The following is a 21,058-nucleotide window of genomic DNA, read 5'->3' on the forward strand; positions in this document are numbered from 1 at the left end:
TGAATTCATAGGCCTCATGGCGTTATCCTGTGCAGACTAGTCCTATTATAGAACCACATTGCATGCCACCAGATCTAGTCCTATCTTGAGACCGGAGATCACAAGGAGGTGAGATGCGGCCCCATGGTTAGGCGCACCAGCCTGAAGGAGGCGGATTGCCCCGTCGCCCGCGCCCTGGACGCCATTGGCGACTGGTGGTCGCTGCTGATCATTCGCGATGCCTTCAGCGGCCTGCATCGGTTTGGAGAGTTCCAGAAGAGCCTCGGCGTCGCGAAAGGCATTCTCTCCGCGCGGCTGCGCAATCTGGTCGAGCTCGGCATCCTCGAGGTCGTGCCGGCATCGGACGGCAGCGCCTATCAGGAATATGTGCTGACCGAGAAAGGGCGCGGCCTCTTCGTCGTCGTCGCCGGGCTGCGCCAGTGGGGCGAGGATCACTGTTATGAGCCGGGCGAGGCCCGTTCCAGCCTCATCGACAACGAGACCAGACAGCCGGTCGAACGGCTTGAGCTCCGTGCCGCCGACGGGCGCGTGCTTGGCCCGCTCAACACCACGGTGATGAGCGGCTAGGGATCAGCGCAGCGCGAACGCGACCGAGACGATCAGCAGGACGGCGAAGGCGACATTGATGAGCCGGTTCGTGCGCGGTTCATGGAAGAAGCGCGTCAGCGCCGCGCCGGTAACGAGCCAGACGAGATTGACGGCGGCGATGATCGCCAGCAGCACCGCGGCCTTCGCCAGCGCATCGGCGGTCACCCGCTCCCGCAGCAGGACGAAGCCGGAGAACAGCGCCGCCATCGCCGCATAGCCCTTCGGGTTGACCAGCGAGAGCAGGGCGCCGGCAACGAAGGACGGACGCTCGCCGCGTGCGTCCGTCGCGCTCAAGGGCGGCGCAGTGGCGATGCGCCAGGCGAGATAGAGGAAATATCCGCCCGCCGCGACGGTGACCGCCGGCGCCACACCGGGAACCGCCATCAGGATGCCGACCATGCCGCTGGCGGTGATGGCGATGACGCCAGCCATCCCGACGGTGATGCCGGCCGCATAGACGAGGCCCTCGCGCGCGCCGAAGGCCGCGCCGGTCGCCGCCAGGCTCAGGTTCGCCGGGCCGGGGCTGCCAGCAAGCGCTATAGCGGCCAGGACGAAGCCAACAAATCCCTCCATGCGGCGCCTCCCCGGCTGAGCAATGGCGGGAGTTGTCGGCCGATGTCCGGGCGCCGTCTTGAACGATCGTGCAGGGCGCTTGCGGGCCCTATTCCGCCGCCTTCGGCAACTCCAGGGCCGCCGCCGAGCCTTCGCGCAGACGCGCCAGCAGGTCCGCCTCTTCGGCCTTGGCCTGCTTGAGGTGGCGTTCCTTGACATGGCCGAAGCCGCGGATTTTTTCCGGGATCGCGGCCAGCGCCACGCAGAGCGCATGGTTCTCCGGCGTCAGTCGCGTCAGGATCTCGCCGATCAGCGCGTCGTAATCGGCGATGAGCTGGCGCTCGGTCTTGCGCTCCTGACTGTAGCCGAAGATGTCGAAGGCCGTGCCGCGCAGGCCCTTGAGCTTCGCCAGCAGGCCGAAGGCGCCCATCATCCAGGGGCCGAAGCTCATCTTGCGCGGCAGGCCGGTATTGGGATCGAGCTTGGCGAGCAGAGGCGGCGCCAGATGGAACTCGTAGCGCAGCTTCTCGCCGCTGGCGCTGTCCTTCTCGAAGGTCGCCGCGACCTGTTTCTGGAACGAGCCGTCGGTGTAGAGCCGCGCCACCTCGTATTCGTCCTTGTAGGCCATCAGCTTGAACAGGTAGCGCGCGACGCTCTCGGAAAGCGCGCTCTGCCCCGGCAGGACCTGCGTCTCCCTGACCTGGACGCGCGCCACGAGATGGCGATAGCGCGCGCCATAGGCGGCGTTCTGATAGGCGGTGAGGAATGCGACGCGACGCGCGATGATCTCGTCCAGCGTCTCCGAGATATGCCGCGCCTGCGTCGGCGCCTTGGCCTCAGCCAGCGCCGCGACCAGCGCCTGCGGATCATGCGCGGCGCGCCGGCCGAGCTCGAAGGCCTGGCTGTTCATCGCGACCGCTTCGCCGTTGAGCTCGATCGCCCGCATCAGCGCTGCGCGCGACAAGGGCACGCCGCCCGACTGCCAAGCATAGCCGAGCATGAACATGTTGGCGGCGATGGCATTGCCGAGGAAGGCGGTGGCAGCCGCCGTCGCATCGACGAAATGCGTGTGCTCGCGGCCGGCGGCCGACAGGATCGCGCGCTTCAGCCGCTCGATCGGCAAGGAGAAATCGGCATTGCGGGTGAAGTCGCCCGGCATGCTCTCGGCGGTGTTGACGACGACGGCGGAGCCGTCCGGCTTGATCGCGCCCAGCACCTTCTTGGAGCCGGTGACCGTGAGGTCACAGCCCAGCACGAGGTCGGCCTCGCCGGCCGCGACGCGAATGGCGTGGATGTCCTCGGGCCGGGGCGCGAGCTTGACATGGCTGAACACGGCGCCGCCCTTCTGGGCGAGGCCGGCCATGTCGATCATGCCGCAGCCCTTGCCCTCGAGATGCGCCGCCATGCCGAGGATCGCGCCGATGGTGACGACGCCGGTGCCGCCGACGCCGGTGACGACCACCGCGAAATTGCGGTCGAGCGCCGGCACGGCCGGCTCCGGAAGCTCGCTTGTGCCGAACGCCCCGGCATCGAGCCGGCGCGGCGCCGCCTTCTTCGGCCGCGCGCCATGCACGGTGACGAAGGAGGGGCAAAAACCCTTCACGCAGGAGAAGTCCTTGTTGCAGTTCGACTGGTCGATCTGGCGCTTGCGGCCGAACTCGGTCTCGAGCGGCTGCACCGAGACGCAGTTCGACTGCACGCCGCAATCGCCGCAGCCCTCGCAGACCAGCTCGTTGACGATCACGCGCTTGTCCGGATCGGGATAGTTGCCGCGCTTGCGCCGGCGGCGCTTCTCGGTGGCGCAGGTCTGGTCATAGAGCAGCAGCGAGACGCCCGGAACCTCTGTCAGCTCGCGCTGCACGGCGTCGAGGTCGTCGCGATGATGGATCGTCGTGCCGGCCGGCCATTGCGTGCCCGGCGGGTATTTGCCCGGATCGTCGGTGACGACGGCGACGCGGTGGACGCCCTCGGCGGCGATCTGACGCGCCATCTGGTCGGGCGAGAGATGACCTTCGGCCTGCTGGCCGCCGGTCATGGCGACGGCGTCGTTATAGAGCAGCTTGTAGGTGACGTTGACGCCGGCCGCGACCGCCCAGCGGATCGCGAGCGAGCCGGAATGGGTATAGGTGCCGTCGCCGAGATTCTGGAAGACGTGCTGGCGGGTCGAGAACGGCGCCTCGCCGATCCAGTTCGCGCCCTCGCCGCCCATCTGGGTGAAGCCGAAGGTCTCGCGGTCCATCCACTGCACCATGTAATGGCAGCCGATGCCGGCATAGGCGCGCGAGCCCTCGGGCACGACCGTCGAGGTGTTGTGCGGGCAGCCGGAGCAGTAATAGGGCGTGCGCTTGGCGATGTCCTGCGCCTCGGCGAGCCGCCCTTGCGCCTTGGCGATCTCCTCCAGCCGGGCGCGCAGCGCGGGATCGTCCTTGTATTGCAGCAGGCGCGCGCCGAGCGCGATCGCGACATCGTTTGGGTCGAGCGCGCCATGGACCGGGAAGAGCCACTCGCCCTTTTCGTCCTTCTTGCCGATCACCATCGGCTGGTGCTTCGAGCCGTAGAGCTCCTCGCGCACCTGGACCTCGATCAGCGAGCGCTTCTCCTCGACCACCATGACGAGGTCGAGCCCGGCGACGAAGCTCTTCAGCTCGCTCGGGTCGATCGGCCAGGGGCAGGCGACCTTGAACAGGCGGATGCCGAGATCATTGGCCCGGACCTCGTCGATGCCGAGATCCTCCATCGCCTGGCGCACGTCGAGATAGGACTTGCCGACGGTGATGATGCCGATGCGCGGCTTCTTGCCGCCCGAGGTGATGGTGTGATTGAGCTTGTTGGCGCGCAGATAGGCCAGGATCGCGGCGCGCTTGTGGATATGCAGGCGCTTCTCCTGGTCGACGAAATCGAGCTCGCGCCGGATGCTCAGGCCGCCGGGCGGCATCACGAAATCGCTCGGCGTGACGATCTCGACCCGGTCGACCGAGCCGTCGACCGAGGCGGTCGATTCGATGTTGTCCTTCACGCATTTGATGCCGACCCAGACCGAGGCGAAGCGCGAGAGCGCGATGCCGTGCAGCGCATAATCCATGATCTCCTGCACGCCGGCCGGGTTCAGGATCGGCATCATCCGGTCGACGAAGACGAACTCGGTCTGGTGCGCGTTGGTCGAGGATTCGGCGGTGTGGTCGTCGCCCATCAGGCAGATCACGCCGCCATGCGGCGAGGTGCCGGCCATGTTGCCGTGGCGGAAGACGTCGCCGGAGCGGTCGACGCCCGGGCCCTTGCCGTACCAGAGCGCGAAGACGCCGTCATATCTGCCCTCCCCCTGCAATTCCGCCTGCTGGGAGCCCCAGACGGCGGTCGCGGCGAGGTCCTCGTTGAGGCCGGGCTGGAAGACGATATCGGCAGCCTTGAGCTGCTTGCCGGCGCGCATCAGCTGCTGGTCGAGCCCGCCCAGCGGCGAGCCGCGATAGCCCGAGACGAAACCGGCGGTGTTCAGGCCGGCGCGGCGGTCGCGCTCGCGCTGGACCATCAGCACGCGGGCGATGGCCTGCGTGCCGGTCAGGAAGATCTTCTGCTTGGTGAGGTCGTATTTGTCGTCGAGCGCGACCTCGCGCAATCCGCTGGCCTCGGCCTTCGCGGCGGCGCCGGGCTTCTGCTGCATCTCGGTCATGGTCGACCTCCCACGATCGTCCCGTTACGGAAATATGGGGTCGGTTGATCCGGCCTCCAACCTGATAATATGTCAGTAATGCTGACATATCTCCCGCCCATGGTCAATCACCCTGGGATCGTTCCAGAATGCGCCGCGATTTGGCCCCCTTTGCAAGAGATGGCTGAACCGGAGCCCGCATCACCGCACGGATCGACGCGATTGAGGATTGGTTAACCATGTCGGGCCCAGCCTGCCGCCGCAACCGAGGAGACCTGCTGTCGTGACCCGCTGCCGTGGCCTGCTTCCGCTCATGGCGATCCTCGCCTGGCTCGGGCTGACCGGCCTGGTCCAGGCGCATCCCCACGTCTTCGTCAGCGCGCGCGCCGAGATCCTCTACGCGCCGGATGGCAGCGTCAGGGCCCTGAAGCATATCTGGAGCTTCGACGAGGCCTATTCGGCCTTCATCACCCAGGGCCTCGACAAGAACGGCGACGGCAAGCTCACGCCCGACGAACTGGCGGAGCTCGCGAAGATCAATATCGAATCCCTGCCCGATGTCGGCTTCTTCACCGTCGCCAAGGCCAATGGCAGGCCGCAGGAATTCGGCCAGCCGAGCGATGCCGGCCTCGTCTTCGAGAACAAGATCCTGACCCTGACCTTCATCCTGCCGCTGAAGGCGCCGGCGACGGCCAATCGCTCCTTCGGCATCGAGATCGGCGACCCGACCTATTTCGTCGCTTTCGACATCGCCGACGCGCAGGACGCGGTCATCACCCGCGACGCGCCGAAGGGCTGCGTCGTCCGCATCGCCCGCCCGCCCAAGCTCGACGCGGCGACCCAGCAGCGCCTGTCGCAGGAGGACATCACCGCCACGCCCGACATGAGCGGCTATCAGGTCACCACCCGCGCGCTGGTCGCATGTCCCTGAGCTCGTCACGCGCGGCCGCTCCCGGTCTGCCGCTGCTCTCGCGCCGGCTCGTCGTGATGCTGCTGGCGCTGCTGCTGGTGGCCGGTGCGCTGGCGTCGCTGGCCTGGCTCGTCGCGAGCCTCTACCCGCCGCCACCGCCTCCGCCGCGCAACCCGTTCGGCACCGCCCTGCCCCGCGAGGCCCTGCCCGCGACCACCGGGATCGGCGCGATCATCCTCTCCTGGCAATCGGCCTTCTATCGCGAGCTGACGGCGACGCTGAAGGCGATCGGCCAGAGCAGCACGGCGCTGCCCGGCCTGCTCGGCCTCGCCTTTGGCTACGGCGTCTTCCACGCCGCCGGCCCCGGCCACGGCAAGGCGGTGATCTCCGGCTATATCGTCGCCGACAACCGCAGCCTGCGCAGAGGGCTGGGACTGAGCTTCGCGGCGGCGATCCTGCAGGCGCTGGTCGCGATCGGGCTCGTCCTCAGCCTGACGATCCTGCTGCGGGCCACGGCCAGCACGATGGGCGCGACGACGCGGCTGATCGAGCAGGCGAGCTTCGCCCTGGTCGGGGTGGTCGGGCTCTGGGTGCTCTGGCGCAAGGCCGGGGCGCTGGCGGCGCTGGCAAATGGCGCGCCGGCGCATGACCCCGCCTGCGACCATGTCCATATGCCGGGTCCCGACGAGATCTCGCGCCTGCGCGGCTGGCGCGAGATGGCGGGCGTCGTCTTCGCCGCGGGCCTGCGCCCCTGCGCCGGCGCGCTGATCATCCTGGTCTTCGCGGTCTCGCAGGGCCTGCTCTGGGCCGGCGTGGCCGCGACCTTCGCCATGGCGCTCGGCACCGCCCTGACCACCGGCGCTTTGGCGGCGCTCGCCGTGTTCTTCAAGTTCGCGGCGCTGAAGCTCGCCGGCGGCGGCAGCCTGCGCGGCGCCCGCATCATCGCGGCGCTCGAAGTCCTGGCGGCGGCGTTCGTCGCTGTGCTCGGCCTTGCCCTGTTCCTCGGGCTCTGGGCGAGCATCGGAAGCTGAGCGCCGGGCGCGTCATGCTCGGGCTCGACCCGAGCATCTCTGTCCGGAGATTCTCGGCTCTCCGCTGCGCTACGGCCGAGAATGACGGCTCAGGCCCGCTGCGGGTCGTTCTCCAGCAGGATCGGGCTGCCATGCGGCGTCGCTTCTGCGGCCCGCGCCCAGGCGGCGGCAAGCGCGTCGACGCCGTCATGCGAGGCCAGCCCCTTGGCGATCAGCAGGTGCTCCAGCGCCTCGCACCAGCGCTCGTAATAATCCGAGCCGTCGCGACAGCCCCCGGCGGCGATCGCCTCGCGGATCTCGGCGCCGAGCGCCTCCGCCCATTCCTGCGCCGTGAACACGCCCCGATTCTGCAGCGCGACGACCAGCGCAAAACCCTGCGCCTGCCAAGGCTCGGCGAAGACCGGCCCCTCGGAATCACGCGGGATCGGCGTGCCGGCGGCGAGCGCGTCAGTCAGCTTCGCGTCAGGCCGGCTCAAGATAGCTCTCCCAGGCCTCGATGCTGACGCTCGAACTCGGGTCGGCGTCGCGGCCCCAGAGCTCCGGCCCGGTGAAGACGATCGTGTAGAGCCATTGCGCCGTCTCCGGCTGGCCCTGCGCGCCGGTATCGGGGAAGACATGGCAGCCGGTGACGCGCTCGACGACGCCGGTCTTGCCGCGGGCATAGCGCGGCAGGCGGGTGTGATGCCGGGGATGCATCACGATGGTGCGGACCTTGTCCCCCACCGCGAAGCGCGCCGGGGTGGCCGCCTCGCGCTCATAGGGAAAGCCGCGCCGCAGCACGGCCGGCACGTCCTCGCCCTTGAGAACCCGCTTCGGCATCGCACCGGATTGGACGGGCTTGCCGTTCTCCAGCTCCTCCGGCGTCGCGAAACCGTGCCGGAGCAATACGTCGCGCAGACCGGCATACCAGATCTCGTAATAGGACAGGGACAGGTAGTCGGCCGGCGGGATGCTCTCGCGGGCGTGCCGGATCTCGTCGATGGTCCAATGCCCCATCGCGCCGGCGGCGACATTGAGCGCGAGCATGCGCTTCTCCCACTCGCCGTGGAAGACCGGCTCGTTCGGCTCGGGCACGACCGGCCCGAAGCCCATCTGGCCGCCAAGGTCCTGCCCGCCATTCATGACGACGCCTCCGCGCTGGGGAGCCCGACGCCGATCATCGAATCGCGCGTGACGATGCCGGCGAGCCGCTCCTCGTCCCAGCCCTCGGTGCCGGCGGGGCGCTGGGGGATGACGATGAAGCGCGTCTCCGCCGTCGAGTCCCAGACCCGGATGCGCTGCGTCTCGGGCAGGCTCACGCCGAAATCGGCCAGCACGCCGCGCGGGTCCATGACCGCGCGCGAGCGATAGGGCGGCGACTTGTACCAGACCGGCGGCAGGCCGAGCACCGGCCACGGATAGCAGGAGCACAAGGTGCAGACGATGAGGTTGTGCTCCTCGGGCGTGTTGAACACGGCGACGATATGCTCGCCGCCGCGGCCGCCATAGCCGAGCTCGGCGACCGCCGCCGTACCGTCCTGCTTCAGGCGCTCGGCGAAGGCCGGATCGGTCCAGGCCTTCGCCACGACCTTCGCGCCGTTGCGCGGACCGACCTTGGTCTCGTAGGTCTCGACGATGGCGTCGAGCGCGGCCGGGTCGACATAGCCCTTCTCGACCAGCAGCGTCTCCAGCGCCTTCACCCGCGCCTCGATCAGGGTGTAATGATTGTCGTGGTCGTGATGATGGTGATGATGGTGATGATGGTGATGATCGCTCATCGGAGCTTCCCACTGTCTCGTCATTGCGAGGAGAGCAGCGACGAAGCAATCCAGGGGGACTGCGCGAGCCCTGGATTGCTTCGCTGCGCTCGCAATGACGACATTACGCGATCCGGATGCGCGCCGCCCGCTCGAACTTCACGGCGAAATGCACCAGCGACTTGTCCGAGCCCTTCGGCCCGATCAGCGACAGGCCGAGCGGCGCCTCCTCGCGCTGCGCCGCCGGAATCGTCACCTGCGGAAAGCCCGAGAGACCGGACAGGCAGAGCAGGCGCAGCGCCCGGTTGCGGAAATCCTCGAACTCGGCCTCGCCCGCGCTGCTCAGCGGCGCGATGTCCGGCATGGTCGGCAGGATCAGGACGCCGTCGGAGCCCAGGAGCTTGGCCAGCTTGGCGCGAAACGCCTTGCGGACCTTCTCGGCCTTGGCGTGATCGGCCTCGGTCACCGATTTCGAGAACACGAAGCGCTCGGCGACGCCGGGCCCGAGCGGCAACCCGAAGCGTTCGATCAGCGCGCCGTCGGCCTGCCAGGCCTCGCGGCCCTGCACCCAGCGGAAGGCCCAGTAGAGCGCGTCGAGATCGCGCGCGACCTTGACCGTTGCCGGCTGGCCGAGCAGCGGCATCGCGCGCTGCACGACATTGCGCAACGCGTTCTCCGCATCCGGCAAGGCCTCGGCGAACATGTCCTGCGCCAGCAGCAGCCGCGGCGTCTCCGGCAGGACCGTGGCGTCCTTGCCGAAGAGGACGTCGCCGACGCGGGCGAAGGTCTTGCCGTCGCGCGCGAACCAGCCGGGCGTGTCGAGGCTGGCTGCCAGCGGCCAGACCCGCTTCAGCGAGAGCCGGCCATGCGTCGGCCTGATGCCGAAAAGCCCGCCGAAGCTCGCCGGGCCCCGCACCGAGCCGCCGGTGTCGGAGCCGAGCGCGATATCGGCGAGCCGGCCGGCCACCGCCGCCATCGATCCGGAGGACGAGCCGCCGGTGATGCGGTCCGGCGCCGCCGGGTTGATCGGGGAGCCGAAATGCGCGTTCTTCCCGGTCATCGAGAAGGCGAGCTCGTCGGTATGGGTCTTGCCGACGAAACTGGCGCCGGCATCGAGCAGCGCCTTCACGATCGGCGCCGTCTTGGCCTTGATGCCGGACTGCGCCAATACGGTCGGCGAGCCTGCCCCGGTCGGGTAGCCCTTGACGTCGAACAGGTCCTTGACCGCGAGCGTCAGGCCGGCAAGCGGCCCGCTCGCGGCGTTTTTTACGGCCGCGTCCGGATAGGGCACGAAGCAGCGGAACGGATCGTCCTTGACCATCAAGCTCAAACCCCCTTGGCGTCACCGTCGGAACGCGGATCATGCGTGGCTTCGACATGGCCCTTCTGGTGTTTCACCAGCATGCCGGCATGGCCGAAACTGTCGGAATAGGCCTCGCTATACTCCTCGACCGGGTGGCCGGCGGCGGTGAGCCGCGCGAGCAGCATCGGATCGAACCGGCTCTCCAGCTTGAGCGAGAGCGAGCCTGCGCCCCAGGTCTTGCCGAAGAGCCAGCGCGGCGCATCCACCGCCGTCGCCGGATTCTGGCCGAAGCGATAGCGCGTCAGGATCTGGGCCTGGAACTGCGGCTGGCCATCCCCGCCCATCGCACCATAGGACATCACGCGGCCGTCGTCGAAGCGGGCGAGCGGCGGGTTGAGCGTGTGGAAGGGCTTGCGGCCCGGCGCCAGCGGATTGAGCGCCGCCTTGTCGAGCGAGAAGGAGACGCCGCGGTTCTGCCAGTGGATGCCCGTGCCGGGCAGCACGCAGCCCGACCCGTATTCCCAGTAGAGCGACTGGATATAGGAGACGGCGAGCCCGCTCGAGTCGATCGCCCCCATCCAGACCGTGTCGCCCTCGCCGGTCTTGAACGGCCAGCTCGCGGCGCGCTTGCGGTCGATCGCCGCCGCCTCGCGCGCCAGCGCTTCCTCGGCGAGGAAGCTGCCCGGATCGGCTGTCATATGGGCCGGGTCGGTGATCTGCCGGTCGCGGATCGCGAAGGCGCGCTTCGTCGCCTCGACCAGCCCGTGATGGTGATCGAAGCTCTCCGCCCGGGCCACGCCGAGCTTCTCGAAGATGCCGAGGATCAGGAGCGAAGCGAGGCCCTGCGTTGGCGGCGGGAAATTGTAGGCCGTGAGTCCCGGCAGCTTCAGCGAGAGCGGCTGCACGGCCCGCGCCGTGAAGGCTGCGAGGTCGGCGCGGGTCACCGGCGCACCGATCCTGTCGAGATCGGCGCCGATCTCGCGGCCGATATCGCCCCGGTAGAAATCGTCGAGCCCGGCATGGGCGAGCTGCTTGAGCGTGGCGCCGAGCGCTTCCGGCTTCCGGCGCGCCCCGGCCTTGGGCTGCTCGCCATCCGGCCAGAAGAAGCTGCTGAAGCCGGGCGCGAGCTTCGTCGCCTCGACCTCCTGCGGCCAGGTGCGCAGCTCGGAGTCGGAGACCGCGTAGCCGACATCGCAATGGCTGATGGCGTCGGCCAGCAGGTCGCGCAGCGGCATGCGCCCGCCCAGCGTCTCCGAGAGCTTGAGCGCCGCCTGCCAGCCGCCGACCGCCCCGGCGACCGTCAAGGCCGCGTCCGGCCCGCGCGACGGGATGACGTCATGGCCCTTGTCGCGATAGCGCTCGATCGTCGCCAGCGCGCCGGCGGGTCCGCAGGCCTCGAGCGCATGGACCTTGCCGCCCGGCTCGTGCACCAGCCAGAAGCCGTCGCCGCCGATCGCGTTCATATGCGGGTAGACGACCGCGATGGTCGCGGCCATCGCCACCATCGCCTCGATGGCGTTGCCGCCTTCGGCAAGGATCGCGCGGCCGGCCTCGGAAGCGAGATGGTGAGGCGCGGCAGTGGCGCCGGCGGCGAAGACAGGCGTATCGATCATCGAGGCCTTTGCAATCCGGGTCGAAGCACCCATGTGCCATGGGCATGATTTTGTCGGGGCGCGATTTTGTTGCATGCCGGCAGCGTGTCGGCTAGGCGGTAGCGCGCATGAATTTTCAAGGAACGGACATGGCTGAGAAGCGTGGCACCTGGCGTACCCTGATCATGGTGATCTCGCTCGGCATCCTGATCGCGGTCGAGCTCTTCGGGGTTGCGCTGGCCTCCGGCTGGGCGCTGGCCGGCCTGTTCGAGCTCGGCCATGTCGTCGGTTATGTGCTGATGGCACTGTTCTCGGGCTTCGCGGCCTACGGCATGCTCGTCTTCATGCGCCGGGTGATCAAGGTCGAGCATATCGGCGAGCGTTTCTGACGCCAGGATCTTTCAGCGGCACGGCCTGAGGGTGACCGGATCGGCCTTCGCGGGCAGGTAGACCCCCATCGGCCGACATTCCGCCCTGACGCAGACCCGCCAATCCGCCGTCGCGCCGGAGCGGCGCATCACCACTTCCGGCAGATCGGGCAGCGCCGGCGTCCAGCGCCAGAACCCGTCACGCAGCACCGCGTCCTCGGGCGGGTCCATGCCGGCGCCGGACCCTTCGATCCGCGCCTCGACCAGCCGCAGCCCGCCCGGCGCCTCGCGCCAGACCTCCTCCCAGAGCGTCTTCTGCACCGAATGGCGCCAGCGCAGGGTGATCTCGCTCGCGCTGAGCGAGATCACGAGCGCGCCGGCGGCGAGGCAGAGGCTCATGCCGGGAGCTGCTTCGCCGCGCGCGCGCGCCAGACATGCTGGGCGACCAGCAATGCGCCGAGGATGAAGCCGGCCTCGTCGGTGACCGGCAGGGCGGCGACCAGCAGCGCGGCGGCGACCGTCGCGAGGACCCGCTCCCAGGTCGCCAGCCGCGCGCTCAGATAGCCGACGACGGCGGCGCCCCACAGGATCATCGCGAAGCTCGCCTTGGCGACGATATAGACCACGGCGAGCCAGTAGGACGAGCCTTCCAGCCCGGCCACCGGCTGCAGCATCAGGTTGGGATCATAGACCGCCATGAAGGGCACGACGAAGCCCGGCAGCGCGATCTTCACCGCCTGCACGCCGATCTTCATGCCCGAGACCTTGGCCATCGGCGCCGCCGCGAAGGCCGCCAGCGCCACCGGCGGCGTCAGGTCCGCCATGATGCCGAAATAGAACACGAACATGTGGCTGACGATCAGCGGCACGTCGAGCTGGAGCAGGATCGGCGCGGCGAGCGACGAGGTGATGATGTAGTTCGGGATGGTCGGGATGCCCATGCCGAGGATCAGGCTGAAGATCATCGTCAGCACCAGCGCCAGGAACATCGAGTTCTTGCCGACGCCGATCAGCCAGGAGCCGAAGATCGTGCCGATGCCGGTCAGCGTCATGGTGCCGATCACGATGCCGACCAGCGCACAAGCGAGACCGACCGGCAGCGCCTGGCGCGCGCCGTCGGCGAGCGCCTCGATGCAGGAGCGCAGCACGTCGCGGCCGGATACGCCGCGCAGCACGTTCCAGACCACCAGCGCCAGCACGACCATCAGCACGGTCGCCATGCTGATCGTCATCGAGGCGGCCGAGATCAGCGCGAAGCCGACCCAGAACACGATCCGCAGGGCCGGCGTCGCCAGGCCCGCGGAGACCGCGAGCGCGAGGATCAGCGCGACGGTGAGGGCAAGGCCGATCGCCCCGGCGAAGAGCGGCGTGAACCCGGCGAAGAGCAGATAGACCAGCACCAGCAGCGGCGCGATCAGGTACCAGTTCTTGCGCAGCTCGGCCCGGGCGCTCGGCAGCTCGGATTTTGGCAGCCCGTGCAGTCCGAGCTTGCCGGCCTCGAGATGGACCGCCCAGTAGCAGGCGCCGAAATAGAGCAGCGCCGGGATGATCGCCGCCTCGACGATCTTGGAATAGGGCACGTCGATCGTCTCGGCCATGATGAAGGCGACCGCCCCCATCACCGGCGGCATGATCTGGCCGCCCATCGAGGACGTCGCCTCGACGCCGCCGGCGAAGGCACCGGTGAAGCCGGAGCGTTTCATCAGCGGAATGGTGAACTGGCCGGACGCCACGACATTGGCGACGCCCGAGCCCGAGACGGTGCCCATCAGCGCCGAGGAGGCGACGCAGACCTTGCCCGGTCCACCCTGCTTGCCGCCGAAGACGGCCATCGAGATGTCGTTGAAGAAATCGATCACGCCCGCCCGCTCCATGAAGGCGCCGAACAGGATGAACAGGAAGATGAAGGTGGCCGAGACCGCCGTCGGCGTGGCGTAGAGCCCTTCCGTGCCGAAGGCCATCTGCTCGACGACCTGGTCGAGGCCGTAGCCGCGATGGTCGAACGGCGCCGGCAGGTAGTTGCCGAAGAAGCAATAGGCCAGGAAAGCGCCGGCGACGAGCGGCAGGGCGATGCCCATGGCGCGCCAGACCAGCAGGAACAGCACCGCGAGCGCCGCGAGCCCGACCACCATGTCCGACAGCGTCAGGTCGCCGGCCCGGTTCACCAGCTCGACATAGTTCCACCAGTGGTAGAGCCCGATGACGAAGCCGACGATGCCGACCGCCCACCAGAAGATCCGGGCCGGCGGCGAGGTCTCGTCCGCATTGGCGAGCAGCCCGCAGGCCGTCAGGCACAGGAAGCCGACATGGACCGTGCGCAGAACCTGGTTGGGCAGCGTGCCGGTATAGAGCGTGACGAGCTCGAAGGCGCCGAGCAGGGCGAGGAAGGCGATCATCGCCTCGCCCATCATCCGTCCGCGCAGGGCCGACAGTATGATCCAGGCGAACCAGAGCACGAAACCGACCCGGATCAGCGTGATCGGCGTCAGCCAGCGGACCTGATCGATCACGCGGAAATCGAGCGGGATGCCGAAGGCGGTGACGATCTGGAAGGCGGAGAAGGCCACCGCGATCCAGAACAGCGCCCGCCCTTTCCAGCCGGTGCCGAACGTGGCCGGCAGGCCGTGCTCGGGATCATGCGGGGCAGGCACGGGCGCGCCGGCGACATCCGGCACCGCGAGAGGTCTGATCTTATCCTGGCTCATGACAACGTCCCCGTCCCGGCCGCTTCGTGACCGGCGGCCTCTCTGGCAGTGCTTCAGACAAAAGGCGAGGCCGGTGAACCGGCCCCGCCCTAAAATTGCGCCTCGAAAGGCCCGACCCTCAGGAGCCGACCTTGAGCCCCTTCTCCTTGAAGTAGCGCGCCGCGCCCGGATGCACCGGCAGCGGCATGCCTTCCAGCGCGTTCTCGAGCTTGATCGACCGCGCAGCCGCATGAGCAGCGCTGAGCTCGCCGAGATTGTCGTAGATCGCCTTGGTCATCTGGTAGACCGTCTCCTCCTTCATGCCCTCATGGGTCACGAGATAGTTGACGACGGCGGCGGCCGGCACGGCGGCGGTCTGGCCGGTATAGGTGTTGGCCGGGATGGCGACCTTGACGAAGGGCGGGCCGGCCTTGTCGACCACGGCGGCCGGCACCTCGACGACGGTGATCTCGACCGAGGTCGCGAGGTCGCGCAGCGAGGCGACGCCGAGCCCCGCCGATTGCAGCGTCGCGTCGAGCTGGCGGTTCTTCATCAGCTCGACCGATTCGGCGAAGGGCAGGTACTCGATCTTGCCGAGATCCTTGTAGCTCATCCCCGCAGCCGCGAGGATGGCGCGGGCATTGAGCTCGGTGCCGGATTTCGGCGCGCCGACCGAAAGCCGCTTGCCCTTGAGGTCGGCCAGCGTCTTGATGCCGCTATCCTTCGAGGCGACGATCTGGACATAGTTCGGATAGATCGCGGTGATGCCGCGCAGCTTCTTCAGCGGCGTTTTGAAGCCAGCCTCCTCGTCGCCCTTCCAGGCCGCATCGAGCGAATCGCCGAGCGTGAAGGCGATCTCGCCCTTGCCCTGCTGCAGCAGCTGCAGGTTCTCGACCGAGGCCTTGGTCGCCTGCACGGTCGGGCGGACATTGGGGACCTTCTCGCCATAGATCTTCGAGAGCGCGACGCCGAGCGGATAATAGACGCCCGAGGTGCCGCCGGTCAGCACGTTGATGAAATCCTGCGCCTTCGCACCGGCCGGCGCGAGAGCCAGCAGGGCAGCGGTGGCGATGCCGGCCAGCGGCCGGCCGCGAAACAGCGTCTTCATGAAACCTCCCAGGAACGCATTCCCGGCACGATCGACCGGGCTGTGTCCGTTGTAGAGCAGGCGGCACCGTTAGGGAAAGTCGACAAAAGGGGCAGTTTCGCCGCGTCGCCCGACGGGGGTGACGCTTTCGCCATGATTGCAGTGCATTCGGCCGGCTCTCGCCTCGGTTGCCCTTGCTCCTTAGGCGGGTTAGCCCCGACAATGACATTCCTGAAAGCGCCGAGCCCCCTGCAGACATGCAAGCCAGATCGAAATCTCCCCTCCTTGACCGCCGCATCCTTCTTGCCGGTGCCAGCGCCACCGCGGCGCTCGCTGCGCTCGGCTTCGCACCCGAGGCGCTGGCGCAGCAGGGGCTGAAATTCGGCACGTCGGAGGCTTTCAGCTTCGAGGGCCTCAAGGCGCGCGCCCGCGATCTGGCGGGCAAGCCCTACGCGCCGCCGCCCCCGCCACGCGCCGATATCCTGGAGCGGATCGACTACGACGCCCATGGCAAGATCAAGTTCAAGCCGGAGATGGCGCTCTGGGCCGATGGTCCCTCTCCCTGGCCGGTGACCTTCTTCCATCTCGGCCGCTACTTCCAGAAACCCGTGCGCATGCATGTCCTCGACCACGGCAAGGCGCGCGAGATCGTCTATGATGAGAGCTATTTCGAGATGCCGGCGGATTCCCCGGCCCGCGAGCTGCCGACCGGCGCGGGCTTCGCCGGCTTCCGCTTCCAGGAGAGCCGCTCTGGCCATCCCGGCCGCAAGGGCGAGCAGCTCGACTGGAAGAAGAACGACTGGGTCGCCTTCCTCGGCGCCTCCTATTTCCGGGCCATCGGCGAGCTCTACCAATACGGGCTGTCGGCGCGCGGGCTCGCGATCGACCCGGCCGTCGCCGGCAAAGCCGAGGAGTTTCCCGACTTCACCCATGTCTGGCTCGAGACGCCGCAGGCCGGCTCCGAGCATGTCGTGGTCTATGCGCTGCTCTCGGGCCCCAGCGTCGCCGGCGCCTATCGGTTCCGGATGCATCGCGGCAAGGGCGTCACCATCGAGATCGAGAAGGCGATCTTCCTGCGCCACGATGTCGCCCGCCTCGGCATCGCGCCGCTGACCTCGATGTACTGGTATTCGGAGACCGCGAAATCGACGGCGGTCGACTGGCGCCCGGAGGTGCATGATTCCGACGGGCTGGCGCTCTGGACCGGCTCCGGCGAACGCGCCTGGCGGCCGCTCAACAACCCGCCGCGCACGGTTGCCTCGGCCTTCGGCGACGACAATCCGCGCGGCTTCGGACTGATGCAGCGCGACCGCGAGGTCGGCCATTATCTCGACGGCGTCTTCTACGAGCGCCGTCCCAGCCTGTGGATCGAGACGATCGGTCAATGGGGCAAGGGCGCGGTCCAGCTCATCGAGATCCCGACCGACGACGAGATCCACGACAATATCGTCGCGATGTGGGTGCCCGAGGGCCAGGCCAGGGCCGGCGCGTCCTACGAGTTCCGCTACAGGCTGCACTGGCTGGCCGACGAGCCCTTCCCGCCCGCGCTCGGCCGCGTCGTCGCCACGCGCCTGGGCAATGGCGGCCAGCCCGGCACTGCCCGGCCCAAGGGCGTGCGCAAATTCATGGTCGAGTTCAAGGGGCCGGTGCTCGAGAACATCCCCTTCGGCGTGAAGCCCGAGGTCGTGCTCTCTGCCTCGCGCGGCGCCTTCTCCTATATCTTCGCGGAAGCGGTGCCGAACGACGTGCCCGGCCATTGGCGCGCGCAGTTCGATCTCACCGTCGACGGCGCCGAACCTGTCGAGATGCGCTGCTATCTGCGCGGCGGCGACCAGGTCCTGACCGAGACCTGGATGTATCAGTACCTGCCGTTCTGAGCTCAGCCGTCGGGGCCGAGGAACATCATCCGCGTCAGCAGCGTGTGGTTCGACTCCGCCACCATCAGGGCGACGAAGACCAGCACCGCCAGCGGCGGCAGCAGGATGGCATAGGTCAATGCCAGCCGTTCCCAGGCCATGTGCATGAACACGGCGACGATCAGGCCGGCCTTCAGCATCATGAAGATCAGGATCAGCGACCATCTGAGATAGCCCTGGAAATGGAAGTAATCGACCAGATAGGAGAACAGGCTGAGCACGAACAGCCAGCCCCAGACCACGAGATAGAGCTTGATCGGGTGGTGCTGGCCTTCGGCATGAGCCTCGGTGCTCGCCGGTCCAGCTGCGGTCGGTGCATGTGCGGTCGTCTGGTTCATGTGCCCCTCACCAGAGGTAGAACAGCGCGAAGATGAAGACCCAGACCAGGTCGACGAAATGCCAGTACAGCCCGAGGATCTCGACGCTCTCGTAATGACCCTTCCGGCTCGTGAAGAAGCCGCGCGCCTGCTGGTCATAGTCGCCGCGCCAGACTTTTCGCGCGACGATAAGCAGGAAGATCACGCCGATCGTCACATGGGTGCCGTGGAAGCCGGTGATCATGAAGAAGCTCGAGCCGAATTGGGCCGCGCCCCACGGGTTCTCCCAGGGCCGGACGCCCTCCGAGATCAGCTTGCTCCATTCGAAGGCCTGCATCCCGACGAAGGTGGCGCCCAGCACCGCCGTCAGCAGCAGCAGGATCGCGGTCCTGGCCCGGTCGCGGCGGTAGCCGAAATTCACCGCCATCGCCATCGTGCCGCTGCTGCTGATCAGCACGAAGGTCATGATCGCGATCAGGATCAGCGGCACGTCGGAGCCGCCGATATGCAGCGCGAAGACCTTGCTCGGGTTGGGCCAGGGCACGGTCGTCGACATCCGCGTCGTCATGTAGGAGAGCAGGAAGCAGCTGAAGATGAAGACGTCGCTGAGCAGGAAGATCCACATCATGGCCTTCCCCCAGGAGACGTTCTTGAACGCCCGCTGATCGGAGGCCCAGTCGGCGGCAATGCCGCGCCAGCCCGCGGGCCGGGGAAGCACGCCTTGCGTTTGCCTCAGCGCCGTATCGTTCATCCGCCTTCGTCCTTCTTCAGGATCTGCCGGCAAACCTCGCGTCTCGTAGCGCCCTCCGCGACGTCTGCGATCATACGCTAAGTCAGAAGCTGACGACAGATCGCGACGAAGTCGTCGACCCAGTGCATCAGCAGCGCGAACAGCAGCAGCCAGATCACGAGCAGCGCGTGCCAGTAGATCGTGCAGAGCTCGACGCTCAAACGCACGTCCCGCGCCTCGACATCGTCCCACGCCCTCGCCCCGGTTCGTGCCAGCGCGACGAGGCCGCCGAGCAGGTGCAGCGCATGCAGCGCGGTGATCAGGTAGAAGAAGGCGTTGGCCGGATTGCTGGTGAGAAAATAGCCTTCATCGCTGAGCTGACGCCAGGCCAGGAGCTGGCCGGCGAGGAAGACGAGGGCCGACACGCCGCCCCCGAGCAACCCGGCCTTGACGCCGTCGATGTCGTCATGCCGCGCCGCGTTCCACGCCCATTGCAGCGCGACGCTGCTCAGGACCAGCGCACCGGTATTGACCCAGAGCAGCGACGGCGTCGGCAGGGCGCGCCAGTCCACCATGTCGCGGCGCATCAGATAGGCGCTGACGAGCAGGGCGAACAAGGCGCCGACGACGGCGAGGAACACGCCGAGCCCGATCTTCGCCGTCGAGACCGGCCTGCCCCCGGCATCCGGAAGCTCGACTGCCAGCCCCTCCTCCAGCCATGGCTTGGACATCAGCCGCGCCTGCGACAGCCACCAGACGGCAATGGCCAGGATTCCCGCCAGGAAGGCCAGCGTGACGCTCATGTCGCGGCCGCATGCGCCGTCCGCACCGAGGGAGGCTCGTTTTGCGGGATGAAGTCCCGGTCGGCTCCGGGCAGGCTGTACTCATAGGCCCAGCGATAGACCACCGGCAGCTCCTTGCCCCAGTTGCCATGCGCCGGCGGGGTTTGCGGCGTCTGCCATTCCAGCGTCGTCGCCCGCCAGGGATTGCCGTCGGCGATCGCGCCCCGGCGCAGGCTCCAGGCCATGTTGAACAGGAAGATCAGCTGCGCGGCGCCGACGATCAGCGCCATGATCGAGATGAAGGCGTTCAGCGAATGGGCGGAATCGGGAATGAACGAGGTCTGGCCGATATCGTGATAGCGCCGCGGCATGCCGAGCAGGCCGAGATAATGCATCGGGAAGAAGATCGCGTAGGCGCCGAGGAAGGTCACCCAGAAATGCAGCTTGCCGAGCGTGTCGTTGAACATCCGCCCGGTGATCTTCGGGTACCAATGATAGATCGCGCCGAACACGACCATGATCGGCGCGACGCCCATCACCATGTGGAAATGGGCGACGACGAACATCGTGTCGGAGAGCGGCACGTCGACCACGACATTGCCGAGGAACAGCCCCGTCAGCCCGCCATTGACGAAGGTCACGATGAAGCCGAGCGCGAACAGCATCGGCACGGTCAGGTGGATGTCGCCGCGCCATAGGGTCAGGATCCAGTTATAGACCTTGATGGCGGTCGGGATCGCGATGATCAGCGTCGTCGTCGCGAAGAAGAAGCCGAAATAGGGGTGCATCCCGCTGACATACATGTGGTGCGCCCAGACGACGAAGCTGAGCGCACCGATCCCCACGATCGCCCAGACCATCATCCGGTAGCCGAAGATGTTCTTGCGGGCATGGGTGCTGATCAGGTCGGAGACCATGCCGAAGGCCGGCAAGGCGACGATATAGACCTCCGGGTGGCCGAAGAACCAGAACAGGTGCTGGAACAGGATCGGGCTGCCGCCGCGATGGTTGAGCTGCTCGCCCATCGAGATCAGCGTCGGCATGAAGAAGCTGGTGCCGAGCAGCCGGTCGAACAGCAGCATCACGCAGGCCACGAACAGCGCGGGAAAGGCGAGCAGCGCCATCACGGTCGCGGTGAAGATGCCCCAGACGGTGAGCGGCAGGCGCATCAGGGTCATCCCGCGCGTGCGCCCCTGCAGCACCGTGACGACATAGTTCAGCCCGCCCATGGTGAAGCCGATGATGAACAGGATCAGCGAGATCAGCATCAGCACGATGCCCCAGTCCTGCCCCGGCGTGCCGGCGGTGATGACCTGCGGCGGATAGAGCGTCCAGCCGCCGCCGGTTGGCCCGCCCGGCACGAAGAAGCTCGACACCAAGACCAGCACCGCGAGCAGATAGATCCAGTAGCTCAGCATGTTGACATAGGGGAAGACCATGTCGCGGGCCCCCACCATCAGCGGGATCAGGTAGTTACCGAAGCCGCCGAGGAAGAGCGCGGTGAGCAGATAGATCACCATGATCATGCCGTGCATGGTGATCATCTGCAGATACTGGCTCGGATCGATGAAGGAGAAGACGCCGGGGAAGCCGAGCTGCAGGCGCATCAGCCAGGACAGCACGAGCGCGACCAGGCCGATCGCCATCGCGGTCAGCGAATACTGGATGGCGATGACCTTGGCGTCCTGGGAGAAGACATAGCGCGTCCACCAGCTATGCGGATGATAGAGCTCGACATCCCCGACCTCGGCGGGCGGAATCGCCACGCCCGCGTCGAAGGGACGGCCGCCTGCAGGCAGATCAACCATCGTCACGT

19 protein-coding genes are annotated in these 21,058 nt (G+C 67.6%); 5 read left to right on the forward strand and 14 right to left on the reverse strand.

Annotated features, from left to right (window positions below; genetic code table 11):
- Positions 1 to 123 precede the first annotated feature (123 nt).
- On the forward strand, positions 124 to 567 hold the full coding sequence (locus ACTIF2_RS15725; RefSeq protein WP_439498026.1) for a winged helix-turn-helix transcriptional regulator: 444 nt from the start codon (positions 124 to 126) through the stop codon (positions 565 to 567).
- Positions 568 to 570: 3 nt separating this feature from the next.
- Here the strand turns inward: ACTIF2_RS15725 and ACTIF2_RS15730 are convergent, their stop codons facing one another.
- Together ACTIF2_RS15730 and ACTIF2_RS15735 are read right to left on the reverse strand one after the other, a co-directional pair.
- Positions 571 to 1,161: a LysE family translocator gene (locus ACTIF2_RS15730; protein ID WP_439498027.1), complete on the reverse strand. Its 591-nt coding sequence runs from the start codon at positions 1,159 to 1,161 to the stop codon at positions 571 to 573.
- 88 nt (positions 1,162 to 1,249) lie between these two features.
- Positions 1,250 to 4,807 carry an indolepyruvate ferredoxin oxidoreductase family protein gene (locus tag ACTIF2_RS15735; protein WP_439498028.1) on the reverse strand — a complete coding sequence of 1,186 codons (3,558 nt, stop codon included), beginning with the start codon at positions 4,805 to 4,807 and terminating at the stop codon, positions 1,250 to 1,252.
- A 262-nt stretch (positions 4,808 to 5,069) separates the two neighbouring features.
- Between ACTIF2_RS15735 and ACTIF2_RS15740 the strand changes: the two genes are divergently transcribed.
- Positions 5,070 to 5,717, forward strand: coding sequence for a DUF1007 family protein (locus ACTIF2_RS15740; RefSeq protein ID WP_439498029.1), 648 nt, complete (start codon positions 5,070 to 5,072; stop codon positions 5,715 to 5,717).
- On the forward strand, positions 5,708 to 6,727 hold the full coding sequence (locus ACTIF2_RS15745; protein ID WP_439498030.1) for a nickel/cobalt transporter: 1,020 nt from the start codon (positions 5,708 to 5,710) through the stop codon (positions 6,725 to 6,727). Before ACTIF2_RS15740 ends, ACTIF2_RS15745 begins: the two co-directional genes overlap by 10 nt.
- A gap of 89 nt (positions 6,728 to 6,816) precedes the next feature.
- Here ACTIF2_RS15745 and ACTIF2_RS15750 read toward each other — a convergent pair whose 3' ends face one another.
- The 5 genes from ACTIF2_RS15750 to ACTIF2_RS15770 form a co-directional block, all read right to left on the reverse strand.
- Positions 6,817 to 7,203 (reverse strand): nitrile hydratase accessory protein, encoded by a 387-nt coding sequence (locus ACTIF2_RS15750; protein WP_439498031.1) that lies wholly within the window; start codon positions 7,201 to 7,203, stop codon positions 6,817 to 6,819.
- Positions 7,190 to 7,849 carry a nitrile hydratase subunit beta gene (gene nthB, locus ACTIF2_RS15755; RefSeq protein WP_439498032.1) on the reverse strand — a complete coding sequence of 220 codons (660 nt, stop codon included), beginning with the start codon at positions 7,847 to 7,849 and terminating at the stop codon, positions 7,190 to 7,192. The genes ACTIF2_RS15750 and nthB overlap by 14 nt, the downstream gene beginning before the upstream one ends.
- Positions 7,846 to 8,484, reverse strand: a complete 639-nt coding sequence (nthA, locus tag ACTIF2_RS15760) for a nitrile hydratase subunit alpha (protein WP_439498033.1) — start codon at positions 8,482 to 8,484, stop codon at positions 7,846 to 7,848. The genes nthB and nthA overlap by 4 nt, the downstream gene beginning before the upstream one ends.
- 103 nt (positions 8,485 to 8,587) lie before the next feature.
- Positions 8,588 to 9,784, reverse strand: a complete 1,197-nt coding sequence (locus tag ACTIF2_RS15765; protein ID WP_439498034.1) for an amidase — start codon at positions 9,782 to 9,784, stop codon at positions 8,588 to 8,590.
- Between the two features lie 5 nt (positions 9,785 to 9,789).
- A complete protein-coding gene (locus ACTIF2_RS15770; protein ID WP_439498035.1) occupies positions 9,790 to 11,379 on the reverse strand; it encodes a gamma-glutamyltransferase family protein in 1,590 nt (529 codons plus the stop codon).
- 128 nt (positions 11,380 to 11,507) lie between these two features.
- On the opposite strand from ACTIF2_RS15770, the gene ACTIF2_RS15775 reads away from it, so the two are divergent.
- Positions 11,508 to 11,747 carry a hypothetical protein gene (locus ACTIF2_RS15775; RefSeq protein WP_439498036.1) on the forward strand — a complete coding sequence of 80 codons (240 nt, stop codon included), beginning with the start codon at positions 11,508 to 11,510 and terminating at the stop codon, positions 11,745 to 11,747.
- A 12-nt stretch (positions 11,748 to 11,759) separates the two neighbouring features.
- On the opposite strand, the gene ACTIF2_RS15780 is transcribed toward ACTIF2_RS15775, so the two are convergent.
- The 3 genes from ACTIF2_RS15780 to ACTIF2_RS15790 all read right to left on the reverse strand — a co-directional run bounded on the left by ACTIF2_RS15780 (position 11,760) and on the right by ACTIF2_RS15790 (position 15,518).
- Positions 11,760 to 12,125 (reverse strand): DUF1850 domain-containing protein, encoded by a 366-nt coding sequence (locus tag ACTIF2_RS15780; protein ID WP_439498037.1) that lies wholly within the window; start codon positions 12,123 to 12,125, stop codon positions 11,760 to 11,762.
- Complete coding sequence (locus ACTIF2_RS15785; protein WP_439498038.1) at positions 12,122 to 14,431, reverse strand: TRAP transporter permease; 2,310 nt, start codon at positions 14,429 to 14,431, stop codon at positions 12,122 to 12,124. The genes ACTIF2_RS15780 and ACTIF2_RS15785 overlap by 4 nt, the downstream gene beginning before the upstream one ends.
- Before the next feature lie 118 nt (positions 14,432 to 14,549).
- A complete protein-coding gene (locus tag ACTIF2_RS15790; RefSeq protein ID WP_439498039.1) occupies positions 14,550 to 15,518 on the reverse strand; it encodes a TAXI family TRAP transporter solute-binding subunit in 969 nt (322 codons plus the stop codon).
- Positions 15,519 to 15,754: 236 nt separating this feature from the next.
- Here ACTIF2_RS15790 and ACTIF2_RS15795 point away from each other — a divergent pair, with 236 nt between their 5' ends.
- Positions 15,755 to 17,374, forward strand: coding sequence for an OpgD/OpgG family glucan biosynthesis protein (locus tag ACTIF2_RS15795; protein WP_439498040.1), 1,620 nt, complete (start codon positions 15,755 to 15,757; stop codon positions 17,372 to 17,374).
- 2 nt (positions 17,375 to 17,376) lie between these two features.
- On the opposite strand, the gene ACTIF2_RS15800 is transcribed toward ACTIF2_RS15795, so the two are convergent.
- The 4 genes from ACTIF2_RS15800 to ctaD form a co-directional block, all read right to left on the reverse strand.
- Positions 17,377 to 17,751, reverse strand: a complete 375-nt coding sequence (locus ACTIF2_RS15800; RefSeq protein WP_439498041.1) for a cytochrome C oxidase subunit IV family protein — start codon at positions 17,749 to 17,751, stop codon at positions 17,377 to 17,379.
- Between the two features lie 7 nt (positions 17,752 to 17,758).
- Complete coding sequence (locus ACTIF2_RS15805) at positions 17,759 to 18,481, reverse strand: heme-copper oxidase subunit III family protein (RefSeq protein ID WP_439498042.1); 723 nt, start codon at positions 18,479 to 18,481, stop codon at positions 17,759 to 17,761.
- Between the two features lie 77 nt (positions 18,482 to 18,558).
- Positions 18,559 to 19,263, reverse strand: coding sequence for a cytochrome c oxidase subunit 3 (locus tag ACTIF2_RS15810; RefSeq protein ID WP_439498043.1), 705 nt, complete (start codon positions 19,261 to 19,263; stop codon positions 18,559 to 18,561).
- The gene (gene ctaD, locus ACTIF2_RS15815; RefSeq protein ID WP_439498044.1) at positions 19,260 to 21,050 is read right to left on the reverse strand and encodes a cytochrome c oxidase subunit I; all 1,791 of its coding nucleotides are present in this window, start codon (positions 21,048 to 21,050) and stop codon (positions 19,260 to 19,262) included. Before ctaD ends, ACTIF2_RS15810 begins: the two co-directional genes overlap by 4 nt.
- Between the last annotated feature and the right edge of the window lie 8 nt (positions 21,051 to 21,058).

Source organism: Allobosea sp. (assembly GCF_051860145.1).
In the GTDB taxonomy this organism is placed as follows: Bacteria; Pseudomonadota; Alphaproteobacteria; order Rhizobiales; family Beijerinckiaceae; genus Allobosea.

Coding starts and splice junctions, on each gene's coding strand:
- ACTIF2_RS15775 (WP_439498036.1), top strand. CDS start 11,508: ATGGCTGAGAAGCGTGGCACCTGGCGTACCCTGATCATGGTGATCTCG.
- ACTIF2_RS15810 (WP_439498043.1), bottom strand. CDS start 19,263: ATGAGCGTCACGCTGGCCTTCCTGGCGGGAATCCTGGCCATTGCCGTC.
- ACTIF2_RS15785 (WP_439498038.1), bottom strand. CDS start 14,431: ATGAGCCAGGATAAGATCAGACCTCTCGCGGTGCCGGATGTCGCCGGC.
- nthA (WP_439498033.1), bottom strand. CDS start 8,484: ATGAGCGATCATCACCATCATCACCATCATCACCATCATCACGACCAC.
- ACTIF2_RS15765 (WP_439498034.1), bottom strand. CDS start 9,784: ATGGTCAAGGACGATCCGTTCCGCTGCTTCGTGCCCTATCCGGACGCG.
- ACTIF2_RS15735 (WP_439498028.1), bottom strand. CDS start 4,807: ATGACCGAGATGCAGCAGAAGCCCGGCGCCGCCGCGAAGGCCGAGGCC.
- ACTIF2_RS15800 (WP_439498041.1), bottom strand. CDS start 17,751: ATGAACCAGACGACCGCACATGCACCGACCGCAGCTGGACCGGCGAGC.
- ACTIF2_RS15795 (WP_439498040.1), top strand. CDS start 15,755: ATGCAAGCCAGATCGAAATCTCCCCTCCTTGACCGCCGCATCCTTCTT.
- ctaD (WP_439498044.1), bottom strand. CDS start 21,050: ATGGTTGATCTGCCTGCAGGCGGCCGTCCCTTCGACGCGGGCGTGGCG.
- ACTIF2_RS15790 (WP_439498039.1), bottom strand. CDS start 15,518: ATGAAGACGCTGTTTCGCGGCCGGCCGCTGGCCGGCATCGCCACCGCT.
- ACTIF2_RS15730 (WP_439498027.1), bottom strand. CDS start 1,161: ATGGAGGGATTTGTTGGCTTCGTCCTGGCCGCTATAGCGCTTGCTGGC.
- ACTIF2_RS15725 (WP_439498026.1), top strand. CDS start 124: ATGGTTAGGCGCACCAGCCTGAAGGAGGCGGATTGCCCCGTCGCCCGC.
- ACTIF2_RS15770 (WP_439498035.1), bottom strand. CDS start 11,379: ATGATCGATACGCCTGTCTTCGCCGCCGGCGCCACTGCCGCGCCTCAC.
- ACTIF2_RS15805 (WP_439498042.1), bottom strand. CDS start 18,481: ATGAACGATACGGCGCTGAGGCAAACGCAAGGCGTGCTTCCCCGGCCC.
- ACTIF2_RS15780 (WP_439498037.1), bottom strand. CDS start 12,125: ATGAGCCTCTGCCTCGCCGCCGGCGCGCTCGTGATCTCGCTCAGCGCG.
- nthB (WP_439498032.1), bottom strand. CDS start 7,849: ATGAATGGCGGGCAGGACCTTGGCGGCCAGATGGGCTTCGGGCCGGTC.
- ACTIF2_RS15745 (WP_439498030.1), top strand. CDS start 5,708: ATGTCCCTGAGCTCGTCACGCGCGGCCGCTCCCGGTCTGCCGCTGCTC.